Origin of the sequence: Psychromonas ingrahamii 37 (genome assembly GCF_000015285.1) — a bacterium.
GTDB classification, from domain to species: Bacteria; Pseudomonadota; Gammaproteobacteria; order Enterobacterales; family Psychromonadaceae; genus Psychromonas; species Psychromonas ingrahamii.
Genome location: NC_008709.1, coordinates 3,057,294 through 3,076,115 on the forward strand (window position 1 = coordinate 3,057,294; position 18,822 = coordinate 3,076,115).

The 18,822-nt window shown below is 39.1% G+C and carries 16 protein-coding genes and 2 pseudogenes; 7 read left to right on the plus strand and 11 right to left on the minus strand.

The features are described 5' to 3' along the window. Positions 1–110: 110 nt before the first annotated feature. Entirely contained in the window at positions 111–332 is a 222-nt protein-coding gene (locus PING_RS20095; RefSeq protein WP_198134691.1) for a transposase, read from the minus strand. A 265-nt stretch (positions 333–597) separates the two neighbouring features. Here PING_RS20095 and PING_RS12885 point away from each other — a divergent pair, with 265 nt between their 5' ends. After that, entirely contained in the window at positions 598–1,299 is a 702-nt protein-coding gene (locus PING_RS12885; protein WP_011770785.1) for a VC0807 family protein, read from the plus strand. 84 nt (positions 1,300–1,383) lie between these two features. On the opposite strand, the pseudogene PING_RS21880 reads toward PING_RS12885, so the two are convergent. From PING_RS21880 to PING_RS12915, 8 genes and pseudogenes are all read right to left on the minus strand, one after another. Beyond that, a pseudogene (locus PING_RS21880) lies at positions 1,384–1,529 on the minus strand (alkaline phosphatase); the annotation flags it as partial. Between the two features lie 549 nt (positions 1,530–2,078). Next, positions 2,079–2,465, minus strand: coding sequence for a hypothetical protein (locus PING_RS20290; RefSeq protein WP_041766484.1), 387 nt, complete (start codon positions 2,463–2,465; stop codon positions 2,079–2,081). A gap of 87 nt (positions 2,466–2,552) precedes the next feature. Beyond that, the gene (locus PING_RS20295) at positions 2,553–2,852 is read right to left on the minus strand and encodes a hypothetical protein (protein WP_049752985.1); all 300 of its coding nucleotides are present in this window, start codon (positions 2,850–2,852) and stop codon (positions 2,553–2,555) included. 418 nt (positions 2,853–3,270) lie between these two features. Next, entirely contained in the window at positions 3,271–3,582 is a 312-nt protein-coding gene (locus PING_RS21445) for a tyrosine-type recombinase/integrase (protein WP_083761767.1), read from the minus strand. After that, on the minus strand, positions 3,551–4,135 hold the full coding sequence (locus PING_RS12900) for a chemotaxis protein CheB (protein ID WP_011770786.1): 585 nt from the start codon (positions 4,133–4,135) through the stop codon (positions 3,551–3,553). The genes PING_RS21445 and PING_RS12900 overlap by 32 nt, the downstream gene beginning before the upstream one ends. A gap of 421 nt (positions 4,136–4,556) precedes the next feature. Next, positions 4,557–4,904 (minus strand): annotated as a pseudogene (gene tnpA / locus PING_RS12905) (IS200/IS605 family transposase); the annotation flags it as partial. Positions 4,905–4,915: 11 nt separating this feature from the next. Beyond that, positions 4,916–5,983, minus strand: a complete 1,068-nt coding sequence (galM, locus tag PING_RS12910; protein ID WP_011770787.1) for a galactose-1-epimerase — start codon at positions 5,981–5,983, stop codon at positions 4,916–4,918. A gap of 194 nt (positions 5,984–6,177) precedes the next feature. Continuing rightward, positions 6,178–7,194 (minus strand): LacI family DNA-binding transcriptional regulator, encoded by a 1,017-nt coding sequence (locus PING_RS12915; protein ID WP_011770788.1) that lies wholly within the window; start codon positions 7,192–7,194, stop codon positions 6,178–6,180. Between the two features lie 228 nt (positions 7,195–7,422). Between PING_RS12915 and PING_RS12920 the strand changes: the two genes are divergently transcribed. From PING_RS12920 to PING_RS12945, 6 genes are all read left to right on the plus strand, one after another. Next, positions 7,423–8,487, plus strand: a complete 1,065-nt coding sequence (locus PING_RS12920; RefSeq protein ID WP_011770789.1) for a cellulase family glycosylhydrolase — start codon at positions 7,423–7,425, stop codon at positions 8,485–8,487. A gap of 33 nt (positions 8,488–8,520) precedes the next feature. Then, the gene (locus PING_RS12925; protein ID WP_157035368.1) at positions 8,521–9,603 is read left to right on the plus strand and encodes a carbohydrate ABC transporter permease; all 1,083 of its coding nucleotides are present in this window, start codon (positions 8,521–8,523) and stop codon (positions 9,601–9,603) included. After that, positions 9,603–10,439, plus strand: coding sequence for a carbohydrate ABC transporter permease (locus PING_RS12930; protein WP_011770791.1), 837 nt, complete (start codon positions 9,603–9,605; stop codon positions 10,437–10,439). Before PING_RS12925 ends, PING_RS12930 begins: the two co-directional genes overlap by 1 nt. A gap of 61 nt (positions 10,440–10,500) precedes the next feature. Further along, positions 10,501–11,778, plus strand: a complete 1,278-nt coding sequence (locus tag PING_RS12935; RefSeq protein WP_011770792.1) for an extracellular solute-binding protein — start codon at positions 10,501–10,503, stop codon at positions 11,776–11,778. A 56-nt stretch (positions 11,779–11,834) separates the two neighbouring features. Beyond that, complete coding sequence (locus tag PING_RS12940; protein ID WP_011770793.1) at positions 11,835–12,917, plus strand: ABC transporter ATP-binding protein; 1,083 nt, start codon at positions 11,835–11,837, stop codon at positions 12,915–12,917. A 776-nt stretch (positions 12,918–13,693) separates the two neighbouring features. Then, entirely contained in the window at positions 13,694–14,851 is a 1,158-nt protein-coding gene (locus PING_RS12945) for an iron-containing alcohol dehydrogenase (protein WP_011770794.1), read from the plus strand. 787 nt (positions 14,852–15,638) lie between these two features. Here PING_RS12945 and PING_RS12950 read toward each other — a convergent pair. Then, positions 15,639–17,228, minus strand: a complete 1,590-nt coding sequence (locus PING_RS12950; RefSeq protein WP_011770795.1) for a VWA domain-containing protein — start codon at positions 17,226–17,228, stop codon at positions 15,639–15,641. Beyond that, positions 17,221–18,813, minus strand: coding sequence for an AAA family ATPase (locus PING_RS12955; protein ID WP_011770796.1), 1,593 nt, complete (start codon positions 18,811–18,813; stop codon positions 17,221–17,223). The genes PING_RS12950 and PING_RS12955 overlap by 8 nt, the downstream gene beginning before the upstream one ends. Positions 18,814–18,822 lie beyond the last annotated feature (9 nt).

The window sequence follows — 18,822 nt, forward strand, 5'->3', positions numbered from 1 at the left end:
TGCAAATGGCACTTTACAGTCGAATATTGTCGCTAAAAATCAACAAAAGCTTAGGTCAGCTATCAGGCAATTTTTGTCTATTTCAGGCAAATTAAGATTTAAATCGGATATTATCCTTTATTGAAGTATCTGGCTAATTCAACTACAACAAGACCTGGTGGCGGAATGAAGGCTACTAATTTACCAATGAAATCGAGGGGGTCAAAGATCACATGGGTGGTACCATCACGATAGAGTGTTTTAAGTTGGTAACGAATTTTCCCGTAAGTTGTTATTGCCAACCTTTTTTTGATACAGCAGAGCGGGACTCTCTTCAAAAGAAGTAACGGCAAAGTCTTTCGAATTTATTCCTATCCTGAGCGTCACTCATTACACCCGCATGAAGATTGAACCCTGCTACATTTGCGACACGGTCTGATTCAACACCTTGGTCTATCTTAGGAGCAATGGTTTGGCTAAACCAACAAAATAAGCTGAACGATGAATAAGCAGTACCGATCACGAAGCTCAGCTCAGCTTAAATCAAATTATTGGTAGGTCTACTTTCAGAATAACCATATAATGTAGCGGAAATTAGCATTTTTAAATAGGGTTTAAATGAGCGAAAATATCGAAAAGAAACCAGGCAGAATGTTAGGTAACTTAGCCTTTAACATTATCATTCCTGTATTGATCATGACCAAACTAAGTGGTGAAGATAGTTTAGGGCCGGCTTGGAGCATTGTTGCTGCGTTAATTTTTCCAATTGGCTTCGGTTTATGGGACTTAAAACAATCAGGCAAAGTGAATGCATTCTCAATTTTAGGTATTGTTAGCGTTATTTTAACCGGCGGTATCAGTTTGTTACAATTACCCGCTGAATATATCGCTATTAAAGAAGCGGCTATTCCGGCATTTATTGGATTAGCAGTATTAATTACCCAACGCACCAGTAAGCCATTGCTAAAAGTATTTGTACTCAATGAGCAGATTGTAAATTGGCATAATTTAAATAAGTCACTTGAAGAAACGGGCACAGCTGACTTATTTGAGAAAAAACTGGCGATCAGTTCGTATATTGTTGCCGGTTCGTTTTTTCTGTCATCAGCACTTAACTATATCCTGGCTAAGGTCATATTGGTTAGCTCCCCTGGCACCACTGAATATACTGAAGAACTTGGCCACATGACGGCGTTAAGCTACCCTGTTATTGTGATCCCCAGCATGATCATGCTGCTTGGTGCCTTATGGTATATATTTGCACAAATCAAAAAACTAACCGGTCAAGATCTCGACCACTTCTTGGCTGAAAATAAATAAAAGCTAAGATTATCCCTCAGGATTAAAACCCAAAAAAGCCAGTCGACACTGGCTTTTTTGTTCACTCAATATAAACTTTCTTGATTACTTTTGGCCCAGCAAACTGAATATTTTTTTGGCAATATCGGTATTATTTAAATGGCCCTTAAATAGCTCTTTGCCTGGCCCCTTGGCAAATATTGCACATCTAGGCCAGTGTGGCCAATGGTTGTCCAACCGGTAAAACTGCGTTGATCTAGAATGGATTTTATCCCCTTATAAAACACTTTATAGTTATTTGACTTAATATTACTTAATTGGGTTTGTTCATCCTGATTTAATGCAAAACCAAGTTGTTCATTTGCGGTTGCGCTACAATCTGTGCTGTCTACTAGCAGCTTAGCGATATTGGTTGGCGAACTTTTAAGATTCTTTAACCAAGTAGGCTCCCCTATGTGCTACAAAAAGACTTAGAAGGCTAACTCGTAAATGTCCTTATTAGCCTTAGAAAACCTGATCTTGGATGTACTTAATTAAAATGTTCGAAAAATAAAAAAAGGCAACACACTTAACTTAGTGGGAATTACGGACATCCGTTAATTGAAATGGCTATAATTTAATGCAAAGGCTCATAAATATGAACCCTAATCACCAGCATTTTAGTAATTTATTAAGGTAGCGAGCAAAATCTCATTGAAAAACAGATTAATACAGTTAGATGGGATAAATTTAACGCGTGTTTAAGACCCTCGACGAGCAGAGATACATCAGACAACATTAAACTATTTTAAGTCAGGGGATTAATGTAAACATCGATGCAATACATTCTTCTTAGCAATCCAACGTTTACCCGTATTTTCAGCGTAAGAGGCTAATTCTTCTAATGACCCCACCGCACCATGATAATTTTTGCCAAAACTACTCGCTAATTCACACCAGGTTTTATCATCAATCCCCAATATATCAAATAATTGAGGTTGAGTACCGAGTACCACACCCCGCTTATCATCTCGTAATATTCTGCTCGTCCAATCCAGTAATTCAATATAATCAATCAGCGAAAAAGGAATACCTTGGGATGCATCCTGAGCCTTGCCATGAATGCGCTCATGGACAGAAGTGTACTCTGAGCACTCTATGCTAGAGGCCATTTTGGCGCGTATTGGATTTAAATCAACATAAGCCATGCAGGTAAGCAACGCATTTTCATCTAATAGTGCCTGTGATTTAAAGCGCCCCTCCCACCAATATTTCGGGAAAATATTGGAACAGCTTTAGCTTGCCCGCAGGGTGAGTGCCATGAATGGCAGCGAATAAAATCGACCAGCGCAATTATCTTCTTTGTTTGCTTTACGGGCGACAAATTCATTAATACTGCGCATCAACCAAGAGATATCCATTAATCTTTCTCTCCATCTACTAACAACCGTTTTGACCATCAATAACTCCCCTTCGGATAACTCAGCCCCCGCTTGCCATCGGCTAACCAATGTTGGCATTGAATAAAGACGGTTCCAACGCAGACAAACTTCTTCATTGGTTAACTCACTATTTTCTAATTCATTAACATGCAAAACCAGATGCCTTTTATGTTAACTACGGGGATTAGACATAATGGCATAAGAGAAGGTATCTATATTAAAAATGAAGAGGAAAAATAGAAGTTAAAAACGGAAGACGTTCGACCATACATTGTCTGAAAGCTTTGCCCGCTGAATTATCCTTGCCGCATAAAAAAGCACGACGTGCACAAAAAAAATACAATGACAAATTTTTAGGGAACAAATTTGAACAGCTTCAGCTGGCTTCGAAGAAGTGAATGATAGGGATGTTATTCATAAAGTAAGGTGTATCAACCAGGGAAAATTGTGTTGCGCGAGATTGCGTCATAATGAGCTCCTAATCATTCAAAACAGTGTCTGAATAAAATAATATAGAAGCGGATTAATATTTAATCAATTAGATGGGTGTCCAGCTATTCTTTATACTCAGCTATTCTCCATTGGAAATAAGGGAATCTATTGGACTTATTGTTCCTGCTTTCTGGCTTCCAATGACATGCGTATAAATTTCGGTGGTACATAAATCAGAGTGGCCTAATAATTCCTGAACCGTACGAATGTCAGTGACATTTTGTAACAAGCCTGTGGCAAAAAAATGTCGAAATGTATGTGCCGAAATACGTTTACTAACACCACTGTTTTTTACTGCAATTCTTAGCTTTCTTGTAAAAGTCGAAGCATGTGGGTGATGTCTACAAATACATGCTATTTCATTCCGCGTGGGCAATTCGTACAATTTCATGAGCGATACTCTTAGGTGCCAGAATAAAATCGATACATCCGCTGGCTATGGCACTCTCAGGCATATCAGGCTGCCCGGCGGTGTCGGGTTTCTGCGCGATGGTAATGCCGCCTTCATCTTTAATGCTGCAAAGCGCTGCTGCCCCGTCACCATCATAGCCCGAGACAATAACAGCGATCAGTTTGCCGTCCCAGTGCCCGACCATTGAACACATAAAAACCGTAATCACGTCGGGCCATCCCTTGGGCTTTGAGATAGGTTTCAGGCGGAACTCTCCGTTTAGAACATGCAAATCTCGATTTTCAGGAATGATGTACACATGGTTAGGCTCGAGGTCTAATCTTTCTGTGATCAGCTCAACCGGCATCTCTGTGTACGTCGGGAGGATCTCGTGGAGCATGGTAGATACTGTTCTGAGGTGATTAACTATGACAATGGCAACCCCCATTTCAGCCGGCAGATTTTTTAGTAAGCGGATGTAAGCATCTAGCCCGCCGGCCGATCCTCCGACGCAAACTACAGGAAAGTCTTTTGATCTTTTGTTTGCATTCATTCTGTGTTGCCCCATATTCAGTTTCATACTTCTGGCAAGTCCTCGCCATTTTTATCAATATATACCCAAAGCCATTGGAGTTGCAGCCAGGCGATCAAGGAACTCAGCCCCATGAGCTTAGACGTACTAAGTGATGAGGTGAGTGAGAGCAGCCAACAACGCTGCAGCGTCAAGGGAGACGGTTATATGTTTTTCTGTGTTCAATAATTTTTTCCTACAGCATTAGTTTAAGTTTAGCCGCCTTATCACTCAATTGTGGCAGACTATTTATTAAATCTATTACCAGGTAAACCGCTCAAGGTCATTAAGTACTATTACTATTTATATAGTAATAAAGCTAAAAACTCAACAACCACCTACTAAAGTAGGTGGGTTAGGATTTATGGACTAAAGTCCGAATACGGGTCAAAAACCCGTTGTTTTAGTGCTCAGTTCTAAAATTATCATCGACTTTTGGCTCAAAATGATGGGCTAAATACTCTTTAATCATTTCTTCGGTAACATCCCCAGATATGACAAAAAAATATCCTCTAAACCAAAAATAATGCCCCCAGTATCGCTTTTTTAAGCCGGGGAAACATTCAAATAGTTTAGATGAGGATCTCCCCTTCACCCTTCTCATTATTTCACTTGGTGCCATATTAGGGGGAGCTGAAACTAAAGGATGAACATGATCTTTGCTAACAACTCCTTTTAAAATCTCAATCTCAACAGAATTACATGTTTGCCTGATCAATTCTATGACCTTCAACCCAACATCACCTTTTAGATTAAATGTTTTTAGAACTCAAACTGATAGGTAGTTTGGTGCTGATATGTCGCTTCAGCACTTAAAATACCGCTACTCTCTCCCCATTCAGAATGGTTTGGACCATCTGGTAAGTATTGAGTTTCTAACGCTAGCCCGTCATAATTTTGGTAAATTTTTGATGCCCCGGGCGTCTCGGCAAGAAAGTTTCCTGAATAGAATTGGATCGCAGGCTTGGTAGTTGAAACTCGCATGCTCACCTCTTTTTCTGGTGAAGTTAAGGTAACAACTGTTGCTTCACCATTGGTTAATTTCTTATTAAAAATAAAAGCATGGTCATAGCCTCCCGCGATTTTTTGATCTTGTTCAGAAAGAAATTCTGCTCCAATTTTTTTCTCTTGATTGAAATCAAAACTGGTAGATTTCACTGCTCGTAATTCCCCTGTAGGAATTAAGTCATCATGTGTTGGCAAGTAGTGATCTGCGTGCATCTGTAGGGTGTGATCTAAGCTTTTCGCGTTAGATTGCTCACCAGCCAAATTGAAATAAGCGTGATTGGTTAAGTTTACAGGGCAATTGCTATCCGACTTGGCAAAATAATCGATCACAAGCTCATTGTCATTGGTCAAGGTATAGGTGACTTTCACTTGTAAATTAGCTGGGTAACCTTGATCACCATCTTTTGAATATAGAGAAAAGGTGACGCTATTTTCTCTCGACGATTCGATGGTCCAACGACGTTTATCAAATCCGTTTACACCACCATGCAGAGAGTTGTCACCATCGTTAATGGTAATTTTATACGGTTTTGAATTGATCGAAAATTTTCCTCTACTGATACGATTTGCGTAGCGTCCAACGACAGAACCAAAATATGCCGTTTGTTTTATGTGTTCTTCCATGTTCAGCGAGCGGAGTAGGATTTCCCGATGTTCTTTATTGACTGGTAACGTACAGCTTAACCATGTTGCGCCTATATCCATGAAAGTAGCGGTCATGCCATGTTGGTTTGTTAAATGTAAAAGCTTTGCTGGTTTACCATCAATCGCATTGGTTTTAGTCATGGAGCTTTGGATTAATAAGAAGTTTGCTTGTGACATCTTAGTTCTCTAGTTGATTGGAATTAAATATAAAAATTGCCATGCAGATCGACAACTCAGCTAATTTTCAGCTAAAAATATTAGTCAATAGATTAGCGGGGAGGTGGTTATTATAAGTTCATCAAAAAGGTTTGACTGTCTCAAACAATCCATCAGTTTATGGTTTAGATAACGTTTTTGGTGAACTTCTCAGTTTATTTTTTTATTGAAGAGGAACGTACAATCAATTCACCTTCAATCTTTCTTTGCATACAAAGCAACGGTTGATGCGCAATCCGCGCGACAATTGACTGAATAGCTTCCTTACCCATGACAGAATAAGGTAATTCCACCGAGGTCAATGCAGGAAAAATCTCAGAAGCAATCGGTTGATTATCATACCCTACTACAGCAATATCTTGCGGAATTTTGAGTCCTTTCTCTGCAATCGCCTGGTAGCAGCCCATTGCCATATAGTCACTGCCACAGAAAATAGCTTCTGGTGGAGTGGCAAGTTCCAGTAACTTAAGGGTTTGTTGATGAGCTTCTTTTAGAGACCAGTTTGCCTCAAGAATATAATGGTCTTTTGGAATAATATCCGCATCAATCAACGCCTGACGGTATCCACTGACTCGCTTGCTTGTTGCCAACATCCAGCTTTCACCTGTCAGCATCGCAATACGTCGATACCCTTGAGATGTAAGATGAAAAACTGCTTTATAAGCACCAATCGTATCAGCCGGCAGAATAGATTGAGCCTCAGGAGCATCTTCGTTAGTGCAATTAAGCAAGACGGTTGGCAGGCTGCTGTTAACTTTTTGCTGTTTGAGTGCACGTGTCATGCTGGACGCATAAATAAGTCCTACATATTCACCACTGTTCACTTCTGCTTCTATCTTATGGGCTAACTCAGCATCATTGCCATAGTTGAAAGTGATCAGAATGTAGTCATTAGACCAAGCTTCCTCTCGCGCCGCGTTGATGGCGTCAATAAAGGGATCGTAGTTGGTTAGACCGTTAATCACCATGGCAATTTTTTGGGTTCTGCCCAATGCGTGAGTCACTTTCCTATTGCTATAACCAAGTGAATCTGCCGTTTCCAACACCTTCTGCTTGGTTGACTCGGCAATTTTGATTGATTGAGAGCGATTCAATACCAGTGAAACTGTCGATTGCGAGACCCCCGCAGCTGTGGCGATGTCACTCATTGTAATTTTTTTATTTTTTTTCATAAGATCACCAAGCTAAATAAGAGTTAATAATATTAGCTAAAGTAATTAACAATTGAAAGCTTTACGGAGTTAGATCACAATTTCTTTCTAAAAACAAATCGTAAACGTGAATATAGTCACGTTAATGTCCATTCCGAGGTGACTGTCAGCCAATAACTAATACTATCAGCTAATAATATTAGTTATTGACTGATGTCAGTTAATCTCGATTGATTTGGAGTGTTTAGGATGAAATGGTCGAAAGAGCGTGCTTGGGAATGGCAAGCACAACACGGTTGGCTGAGAGGATTTAACTATCTTCCGAGGACGGCTGTAAATTGGACTGAAATGTGGCAAGCGGAAACTTTTGAGCCGGCAGTTATGGAACAAGAAATTGAGTGGGCTCATAATGTCGGCTATAACACCTTGCGGACGACGGTACCTTTTATTGTTTGGAAAGCTGAACGTAATGGCTTACATAAACGCATTGAACGTTTCTTGGATATCTGTCAGCGCTTTCATATGAAGGTGATGTTAACACCAATGGATGATTGTGCTTTCTCCGGTGATCACCCCTACCTTGGCCCTCAAAAAGTATCTGTATCAGGTCTTCATAACAGCCAAGCTGCTGCCACACCAGGTCGAAACATTGTGATGGATAAATCACAGTGGCACGATGTTGAAGCGTATCTACGTGACATTATTTCTACTTATAAAAATGATGAGCGGATCATCATTTGGGATCTCTATAACGAACCCACTAACCGTATGATTTTCTCAACAGAAGGAGAATTAGCTTTCGATGATGAGATGGAAGAGTTTAGTCATGAATTGATGGAGAAAGCATTTGAGTGGGCGAGAGAAATCAACCCGAGTCAGCCATTAACTGTAGGGGCTTGGCATGCACCTAGCATCTTAGATCGCTCCTTACCACTTTATGAACACAAAACAGATTTGCGTGCATTGGAACTATCTGATGTTATCTCTTTTCATGCCTACCTGCCTTTAGATCTATTTTATAAAGCCATTGAGAAGGTGGAAGTGTACCAAAGGCCGATGCTGTGCACTGAATGGCTTGCTCGCCATGCTGAATCCTTGATGCATGAACAGTTGCCTATCTTTCATAAACTTAATATCGGATGTTACCAATGGGGATTAGTGAAAGGTAAAACACAGACTTATTTACCTTGGCCTGCAATCAAATCTGATGATCCGAATTTTAGCACGAAGTGGTTTCATGATTTATTCGATGAAAATGGTCAAGCATACGATCAATCTGAAATCGACCTGCTCAAAAAACTCACAAAAAAATAATTGGATTTCAAAGATATTATTTAAGAGAGAATTATGAATTATCAAGCAAAAGAAAGAATGTGGGGGAGTCTTTTTGTACTGCCATACATGGTGATTTTTGGCCTTTTTTTACTCTATCCATTTGCTAAAGGTATTTGGATCAGTTTGCATGAGTGGAATTTACTTGAAGTTGCATTTAATCCAGATGCAAAAGAGTTTGTCGGTCTAGATAATTATATCAAGCTTCTCTTTCCTCGCAGTTGGGATTTTGAATGGGATCAATTACTCCTATTTCGTGTTTTTTTAGGCGCAGGTCTGACTTTTCTTGTTTGGAATGCAAATAAGAAAAATAAGATGACTCCCTTACTCTGGGGATTAAGTATTGCTGCACTCTTAATCATTGTTTACTTGATGGGCTGGGGACCTGAAAATGGAGGACGTATTGGAGATCGTCGTTTTTGGACCTCTGTCGGCAATACAGTTAAATTTGTATTGTATGTTGGGCCACTTATTACGGTACTGGCTTTAGTCCTGGCCATTCAACTTAATAAACCAGGTAAAACCACCGCGATTTTACGTACGATTTTCTTCTCAACTCAAGTGCTTTCAGTCACGGTAGTGACTTTGGTCTGGCAGCTAATGTATAGCCCCCAAAATGGCTTTATAGCCAATATTTTTGAAATTTTTGGCATGGACTCTATAGCGTGGTTAACCAATCAAAATTTAGCAATGCCCGCAATTGTGATTGCAACCGTCTGGTGGTCATTAGGTTTTGCTTTAGTGGTATTTTTATCTGGTTTACAGAGTATTCCAAACGATCGTCTTGAAGCGGCTCGTCTTGATGGAGCGAAAGGTTGGGGAATTATTTGGTACGTCATTGTACCGTCTATTAAAGGCACAATCACTTTTGTATTGATTATGCAGCTCGTCCTGCACTTCCAAGTCTTTGGTCAGTCACACCTGATGACCAATGGCGGCCCTGGAGATAGCACTCAGGTTCTCGTACGTTATATCTATCAGACTGCATTTCGAGATTCGAATGTGGGTTATGCATCGGCAATGGCCATTATGCTGTTTATTATTATGATGACCTTCAGCTTAATTCAGGCAAAGGTAAGTAAAAGAGGAGAGCAGTAATGAACACGCGTAATATTCAAACTTTTATTTTGGGCGCTATGGTTGTATTTGCAGCTCTTTGGCTGGTCCCAATGTTGTGGATGTTCTCACTTTCATTTCAACCAAATGCGCTTTTAGCACGCGATACTGCCGATACACTCTTAGGTCTGTTTCCCGCACAGTTTACTTTGGATAACTACATTCACCTATTTAGCATGAGTAAAGTGCCGCAATGGTTTTGGAATAGTGTAATTGTGTCCGGTATGACAACGATTTTGGTGCTATTAATTTCAAGCATTGCGGGGTTTGCCTTTGCACGTTTGAATTTCCCCGGGAAAAAAGTGATGTATCCGCTGGTACTTGCGGGTCTGATGATTCCAGAACAAGCGGTCTTTATCCCTTTGTATACCTTCTTTTCTGATCTGGGTTGGCACAACTCATATGCCGGACTTATTATTCCTCGTTTAAGCCTGCCAATTGGTGTGTTTATGATGACGCAGTATTTTAAAGAAGTGCCAAATGAACTTGAGGAAGCGGCTAAATTAGATGGTGCAAGTATTCCAAAGCAGTTCCTATATATCTTCCTGCCACTTGCCCGTCCAGTGCTTACGACATTAGGCATTATTACTTTTCTATTTTCCTGGAATGATTATCTATGGCCACTCGTTTCAGCTCAACAACCTGAAATGTTTACTATTACGGTTGGTTTAGCATCAATTCAGGGTAATTTTGCGCAATCAGAAGGCTTAGGCAGTGTAATGGCATCGGGGGCATTTGCTTCACTACCGGTTATCATTCTCTACATTATCTTCCAAAAACATATTGTAAAAGGGTTCGCCTTAGGCGGAGAAAAATAACGACATTGAGAAAAACAAAAGCATGAAAAAAGTGGTATTAACTATTAAAGGGAACATAAATATGAAAAAAGTAACATTAACCATCGCGCTAGCTTTATTTTCTGCTCAGTCTCTAGCTGAAGAGGTGACAGTCGGTCGTTTCTTTGGAGCCTGTGAAGAAGTATCTGAAAATATCTCAGAAGCAACGGGGGAGGCGTGCATTATACAATCAATTATTGATGGCTACAGCAAAGCTGATAATGGCAATACGGCGCGGACACTTCCGACTAATTGGGGAAATTACTACGCTCAGATTAAAACAGCATACTCTGGTGGTACACCGCCAAATGTACACGTAATGCACCGTCATCGTCTGCCCGAGTTTGCTGACCTTGGCGCGCTTCAAGCATTGAGTGCAGAAGTGCTAAAAAATGCCGGTATTGATAGTAAAGATTGGACCCAGTCGGCATTAGATGCGGTCACCTATAAAGGAAAAATTTATGGTGTGCCAATGGACTTACATGCAAACCTATGGCATATCAATATAGATTTGATGCAAAAAGCGGGATTAGTGGATAAAGCCGGTAAAGCCATTTTACCTGGCTCGCCACAAGAGCTTATTGAACATGCAAAACAGATGAAAGAGAAAACGGGTGAAGACTATTTAGCTGCCGATTTTGCACAATTTCCGGTAGGGGTACGTTTCGTATTGGCACTGCTATGGCAGCAAGACAGTAATATTTTTGATACTAAAGGTAATGTTACCGTTAATACTCCAGAGATGCGCACTGCTGTTAACACTGTGCTTGATCTCTTCAAGCAAAAAGGGGCTGATCCGCGTCTAAACTACACCGAATCTCAGCAAAAATTTATTGATGGTAAATCTGCGGTGCTTGTTAATGGTACTTGGGCTGTTGATTTATATACTGCTCAAGCAAAAGATAACAAAGTGCCACTAGCTAACTATCAAGTGGCTGATTTTCCCACACTGTTCAAGACACCAGCAACCTGGGCTGATACGCATATGTGGGTAGTACCTGCGAAAACAGCTAAGAACAAAGCAAAATTTGACGCTTCACTTGGTTTACTCGCATGGATTAATAACCATAACCTTGATTGGTCTCGTACCGGTCACATGGCTGTACGAAATTCAGTGCTCAATTCTGAAGAATATCAAGAGTTAGATCATCGTGATGAGTATATCGCAACGAAAGATCGCGCAACGGATACCCCTCCTTCAACAAAATATGGTGCAATTCAAGATATTTTAAATCGTGAACTTCAGTCTATTTGGTTAACAGGTAAGAGCGTAGATATGGCGCTTGAAGATGCTCAGTACGATATTGAAGACATAATGTAACACCTAAAATGCGCCACTCCGATGGCGCATAAATAACGATATCAGGAAGGAAAGTAATGTCTCAGATTTCACTAAAAAAAATAGTAAAAAACTATGGTTCTACCAATATTATTAAAGGGATTGATTTAGAAATAAACTCGGGTGAATTTGTTGTTTTTGTCGGTCCATCGGGGTGCGGTAAGTCTACATTGTTACGTATGATTGCTGGACTTGAGGATATCAGTGGTGGTGAACTAACGATAGAAGATCAACTAATGAATAAAGTGGATGCTTCTGAACGTGGTGTTGCCATGGTGTTTCAGTCATATGCTTTGTATCCGCATATGACTGTGGCAGAAAATATCGGGTTTAGCATAAAAATGGCCGGTAAAAAACAAAGTGAAATTGACGGAGCAGTATCATTAGCTGCCAAGAGTCTACAATTAACTCCCTTGCTCGACCGAAAACCAGCTAATCTTTCAGGTGGGCAGCGTCAGCGTGTTGCTATTGGGCGAGCGATTGTAAAAAAACCTAAAGTTTTTTTATTTGATGAGCCACTTTCAAACCTCGATGCTGAATTACGCGTGGATATGCGATTAGAGATTGCACGATTACATCGAGAAATGGGTGCAACCATGGTTTATGTTACGCACGATCAAACCGAAGCAATGACATTGGCGGATAAGATAGTGGTACTAAGAGCCGGTAATATAGAGCAGGTTGGAAGCCCAATCGAATTATATAAGAAACCTAATAATACTTTTGTTGCTGGTTTTATCGGTTCACCTCAAATGAATATGATTCCGGCAAAAATTTATTCTCTAAATGGTGAAATCGCGACGATTGAATTAGGAGAAAACGTCTTAGTAGAGAAACGCATACAGTCAGGTGCTGTCAATGTGGGAGATGAGGTACTGTTTGGTATTCGCCCTGAACATATTTCTTTGGAAAAAAATGACCATGTTTCGCTTCCTATGACAGTGAGAGATATCGAAAGGTTGGGTAACAGCACCTGTTTATTTGGCAATTTTTCGACTTACAATAAGTTAAAAGTGCACCTTTCAGAAGACCAGGAACTTAAACTTGATAGCGAAATTGAAGTGTTTTTCAATGGTGATGATAGCCATATCTTCTATCGCGACAACCGTATCTCACTCTAATGGTTACAATTTATAATCCATGCCTCAATTTAGTAAGCGGTCTTTTATGTGGTTTTCTGTCATTACAAAATAAAATGAAATATGTGACATAGATGGACGCTCCACACCTGTTAAATAATGAGTTAAAATACTTTGTTTCGTAGCAAGGGAAATTGCGGACATCCATTAATTACAATGGTTGTCATTTAATGTAAAGGCGCATAAATATCAGCCCTAATAAGCAACATTTAAGTGATTTATTAAGGTAGCGAGCAAAATCTCATTGAAAAACAGATTTATATAGTTAGAGGGGATAAATTTAACGCGTGTTTAAGATCCTCAACGAGCAGAGATGTATAAGACATCATTAACGTATTTTAAATCAGGGGATTAATCTAAACATCGATGCAATACATTTTTCTTGGCAATCCAACATTTACCAGTATGTTCAGCGTAAGAGGCTAATTCTTCTAATGACCCCACCGCAGAAAAACGTCTTCATCGGTTAACCCACTGTTTTCTAATTCATTAACATGCAAAACCAGATGCCTTTTATGTTAACTACGGGGATTAGACATAATGGCATAAGCACAGGTATCGATATTAAAAATGAAGGTTAAAAATAGAAGTTAAAAACTGGAGGTGTTTGACCATCCATTGTCTGCGATGCTCAAAGCTTTGCCCACAGAGAAGCGGATTAATATTTAGTCAATTAGATGGGTGTCCAGCTATTTGTTATAGCTGTATCATGTCGCGCCTAATCTGATTAATTTTAATTCGCCAACGAAGGAAATAAAATGAATAACTTCACTTTTTTCAACCCCACCAGAATCCATTTCGGTAAAGGACAAATTGCTAAAATAAAAGAAGAAATTCCAGCTAATGCAAAGGTGATGCTAACCTACGGCGGTGGCAGTATTAAAAAAAATGGCGTCTATGATCAAGTAATGGACGCACTCCAAGGTTACGAGGTGGTTGAATTTAACGGTATTGAACCTAACCCCCATTACGAAACACTGGTTAAGGCCATTGCGCTTGCTAAAAAGGAAAGCGTCACCTATATCCTTGCAGTGGGAGGAGGCTCTGTCATTGATGGCAGTAAGTTCATCGCTGCTGGCTCTGTCTATGACGGAGATAGCTGGGACATTATTCAGACTTCCGGCGCCTGCGTTGAAGCCGCTATTCCATTAGGCTGCGTGCTCACTTTGCCGGCAACCGGTTCGGAAATGAACTGTGGCTCAGTGGTCACTAAAGCGTCGACAAAAGATAAGTTATCTTTTAAATCAGCGCATGTGCATCCGGTTTTTTCAATTTTAGATCCGCAAACAACCTATACGCTACCAAAACGCCAAATTGCAAACGGTGCGGTCGATAGCTTTGTGCATACTGTCGAGCAATATATTACCTACCCGGTTAATGCTAAAGTACCGGATCGTTTAGCTGAATCATTGCTGCTGACCATACTTGAAGATGGGCCAGTCGCACTCGAAGATCCGACCAATTATGATGCGCGGGCAAATCTGATGTGGGTCTCAACCATGGCGCTCAACGGTACCTTAAAAACAGGGGTGCCGACAGACTGGGCAACCCATATGATAGGTCACGAACTGACGGGTCTTTACAATCTTGATCACGCACAAACACTGGCTATTGTGATACCTGCTGTTTGGAAATTTAAGAAACAGCAAAAAAGAGAAAAATTGCTGCAATATGCTGAACGTGTCTTTGCTCTTCACCAGGGAAGTGAAGAAGAGCGTATTGATCTGGCTATCCAAAAAACCGAAGAATTCTTTGTCTTGATGGGCAATCCAACCCGGCTTTCAGCTTACGGTTTAGGTGAAAAAGATATCCCGGCAGTGCAGGAGAAATTAATACTTCACGGGCTGGTTAAATTGGGTGAACATGGTGATATTACGCCCAAAGAGGCAGGTGAAATACTTAAACTAGCGCTATAATACTGGCCTTTCCTTAATTAAACATGAAAAATAATCCCGGCCCTTGTCGGGATTATTTTTGAGTCAGCAGGAAGAACAACAGCGGCTTTTAATGACTCGTTGTCCAACGCTGAAAAATTATAATCAATTCCACAGTGTAAGAATCATTGCGATCACTCTAGTTAACGGCCATTCTGCGCACTTTTCGCCTAGCCATCTATCATGCTGTCGTTGACTCGAAACCATCCTATTTTAACACTCACATCCCTCTGCATAAATTGAGCAGCCTATGCTAATAACCCCCTACCTACAGCTTTACCTCCTTTGAACTTCTCAACTACCTTAAAAATAACAGCCCAAGTGATATCCCTCCTAAAGCGAACCACAAACGATCGTTTTAGTTAAATTAATTTATCCATTACACAATCAATCTTAATAAGATTCTTTTAGGGCAGTATCCAATGAATCGTTTTGATCAAATAGACAAGCTTGTTGAAATTGTTGAAGAACAGGCCAGTTTGTCAATTGGCAAGATAACTTATCTCGCCAGATCTTATTATTCCAAATTTTAATATGTCCTTTTTACTGAGAGAGCCAAAGTTCTGTAACGTTACGTTATTTAGACATTGTGCAGGATGATATTGATAAGGATTTTGTTGAATTGGAAATTTAGCTTCAGTGTTTATCTTTACCAGCAAGCATAATATTCAACTACCCAAACTGTCCATTTAGGTAGTTGAAATGCAAGAAGTAATGAAGCTTAATTTTAATCTAAAATCACTTTATTGAAGTTCATTATTTTTTTAAGTTAAATAATAACGTTGTTTTCCTTCATAGCGTTTTCAACCTCACATTGAAAACCAATTAACTCTTTTATACTTGTCGTTGCCGGATTATATATCCACTCTCTATCAAAAATCGCTGATAAACGATTGGACATAAATGCATTGCCTATGCAAAGAGAGTAAAAACGATTTCCGGACTCTCTTAATACCCCAATGTTTTTGACTGTTTTGTCTGGTAAATACGACATAACAAAATCTGAAATAATAAGCATATCAGCATTTTCATAAGTATCGTTTTGCATTACTTTAAGACCATGGTTGATAGCAGGAGCAACATCAGTCCCGCCATGAAATGATTTACGAAGAAAATCAATTAATGTTTTAATTGAATAATTACCTGACAGGTCGAGTGTTTCAATGCTAGTTGAGAAGTTGATCAAATAACAGTCGCGCTTTTCTTTTTGTGCTGTTGACGATAAGAAAAGGGTTACAGCTTTTGCTATTGCTTCCGGAGAACCATGCATCGAACCACTTGTATCAACACAGATAACCATCGGGCCTTTTGTATTTTCTTCTTGGACCGTCACTTCTTCTTCAATTTCAATTTGATCAACTGAATTTTGAATCCCAACCATATCAAAACACATCAAGCGAGATTCAATGTACTTTAAGTCAAATAAAATGGACGTTGAAGGATCAGATAATAAAGCAAATTCTGACGGTAAAACATGCTCTAATTCTTGACCTAATTTGATACCTACAATTTCTTCTTTTGAATTAGAATCAATATACTGAGATGGGACATCAATTATTTTATTGGCAATTTCAATTTTATCAGAATGACTTACTTGGCGAATCTTACCTAATAAGTCGCATAATAATTGAGCTCCTTTGTCATTTTGAATATAGTTAAGCCACTTTTTTATTTGCTCAATGTCCGATTCAGAGAGCTCACCCTTTGAAAAATCCAAAAAGTAGCCCAGATCAAATCCAATATCATCAATGGAATTAATTAACGCACTCAAATAACGAAGCCATTCTTCCATTTTTTCTAAAAACTTTTGTTGTAGTTTGTGAATTAAATTTAATTCCCACTCCACACGCTTCTGCTCTATTTGTTTGCGCCATTCGCCGAGCAGGTGTGTTCTGGTCAGTAAAGGATCTAAAGCCGCAGTCACTTTATTTTGCAGTGTTTTCCTCTTAGAAGTGCTTACCATCGCAAAGTAGCGTTGGTCTTTGGAATGCTTATTTTCAACCTTAGGTTCAATTTTTTCTTTTACGCTTACCTTTTCACTCAAGGCATGGATTACTTTCCCCCAATAGGGATTAAGGTGAAGTTTTGCTTGATTCACGAATTGAGTGTAATGCTTATAATCTTCTTGTGCAGACTCAATATGATTTGATTTATTATGTGATAGTAAGCTTTGTTCTGATTTTTCCAATAATAATTCAAAATGTGATAAATCAAATTTAGTACTTATTTCACGTTCAACATGATTATTGAATTCAGTCAGCTTCCCTGCCATCAACACAGATAGAGAAGTGTTTTTTTTAAATAAATTGCTATATTTATTCTCTAATGAGGTTCCCACAGAAGTTGCATAATCAGTCATTTGATGCTCTCACGCATAGCTCGACAAGCCGATCGCAATCACTGAGTCTTAATTTAATATCATTGACTTGTTCGTCTACCCCAGTGACAGAAATTTCTCTGGTGCTCTTGGGGACAAAGGGCGTTTCTAGTGCAGTCACAAATACACTCCTTTGGTCCTCTATTGATGCTAAATTGTTTTTTATTTTATTCTTCAAATTATGAGTAGATTCTAATAATGAAGATATTAACCTTTTATTTACATCAAACCTTTGATGCCCTTTATAAAACAAAATATCAGGCGTAAAACTTGGCAATTCCGTCCAGTCAATGTAATCGTAATCTATACCTGTTTTTTCTATGTCATAACTTAAAGCACAAGCGCCTTGATTATCAAAATCACATTTTATCCACTTTATTTCTTGGCCTTGCTTATCAACTGGCTGAAATTCTTTTGCTGATTTCAATAACCCATTCTTAATATAAAAAGAACAAGTCGATTTTGGGGAGCGAAAAGAATGGTATTCTTTTATGTCTCTGCTGACTTTAAAATATTCAATCCCATCAGCAAGAGTTTCTGTTCTATAAATATCGTCGCTATAATAGAGCTCTTTAGTTATCTCTTGATCAAGGCGCTCTTTTTCTTTATCAAGGGATGAAAGGTTATTCTCAGTATTCATTCCGCATTGTTGTACCGCATTTTCAACAAGCTCATAGACCTGATTTATATTATTTTCTTTAGTCCATAAACAATGGCGCAATAATAAAGTATCACTATGGTTAGTTTCTGAACGGTCACAGAAAAATGCAGAAGCTTTTATCAGGAGTGCTGCTCTTTGCCAACGTCTATCTGAAACATAAATAACATCTGCTTTATCTTTCTTATTTCGTTTATCTAATTCAATACGAATCAGAGAGATAATAGTTAATGTCTCTTTAGATAAGGCAACATCATGTATATTAGATTGCCATTCGTTCCATTCATTGGTTGAAACTTGTAATTCTTTCTTTATTTCAATGGCTGCGACAGTTGGCTTACTTTGTAATAATTCTTCAAAGTTTTCTTTTTTCTGCATAGGTGGCACTAACATGCGAATAAGAAATCGATCATAAAGAGCATCAAGACCTTGACCTTCTTGGGGAGTTTCATTGGATGCAGAAATAAGTGCTTTTAATGGCGCTTTCTCAGTAACATCGCCATTTTTGAAAGTATGCTCATTAATGAGTGTGAGTAATGTATTTAATATTGCAGGACTTGATTTCCATATCTCATCAAGGAAAGCAAAATCAGCAGTTGGAAGATACCCTTGTGTTTTTCTAGTGTACTTATCTTCTTTTAACGCTTTAATTGAAACAGCACCAAATACTTCCTCTGGCGTGCTAAACCTATTCATCAAATACTCAAAATAATTAGCCCCCTCAAAACCATGAGATATTCGTCTTGATATCAAACTTTTTGCTGTGCCTGGAGGCCCAAATAAAAATGTATTTTGACCTGCCAAAGCACTTAATAAAGAAACCGCGATGACTTCATCTCGTTCATGCAGCCCATTTGATAAATGGGCAATTATTTGTTCAATTCTTGGTTTTAATAATTTGTTCGACACTTATCACAT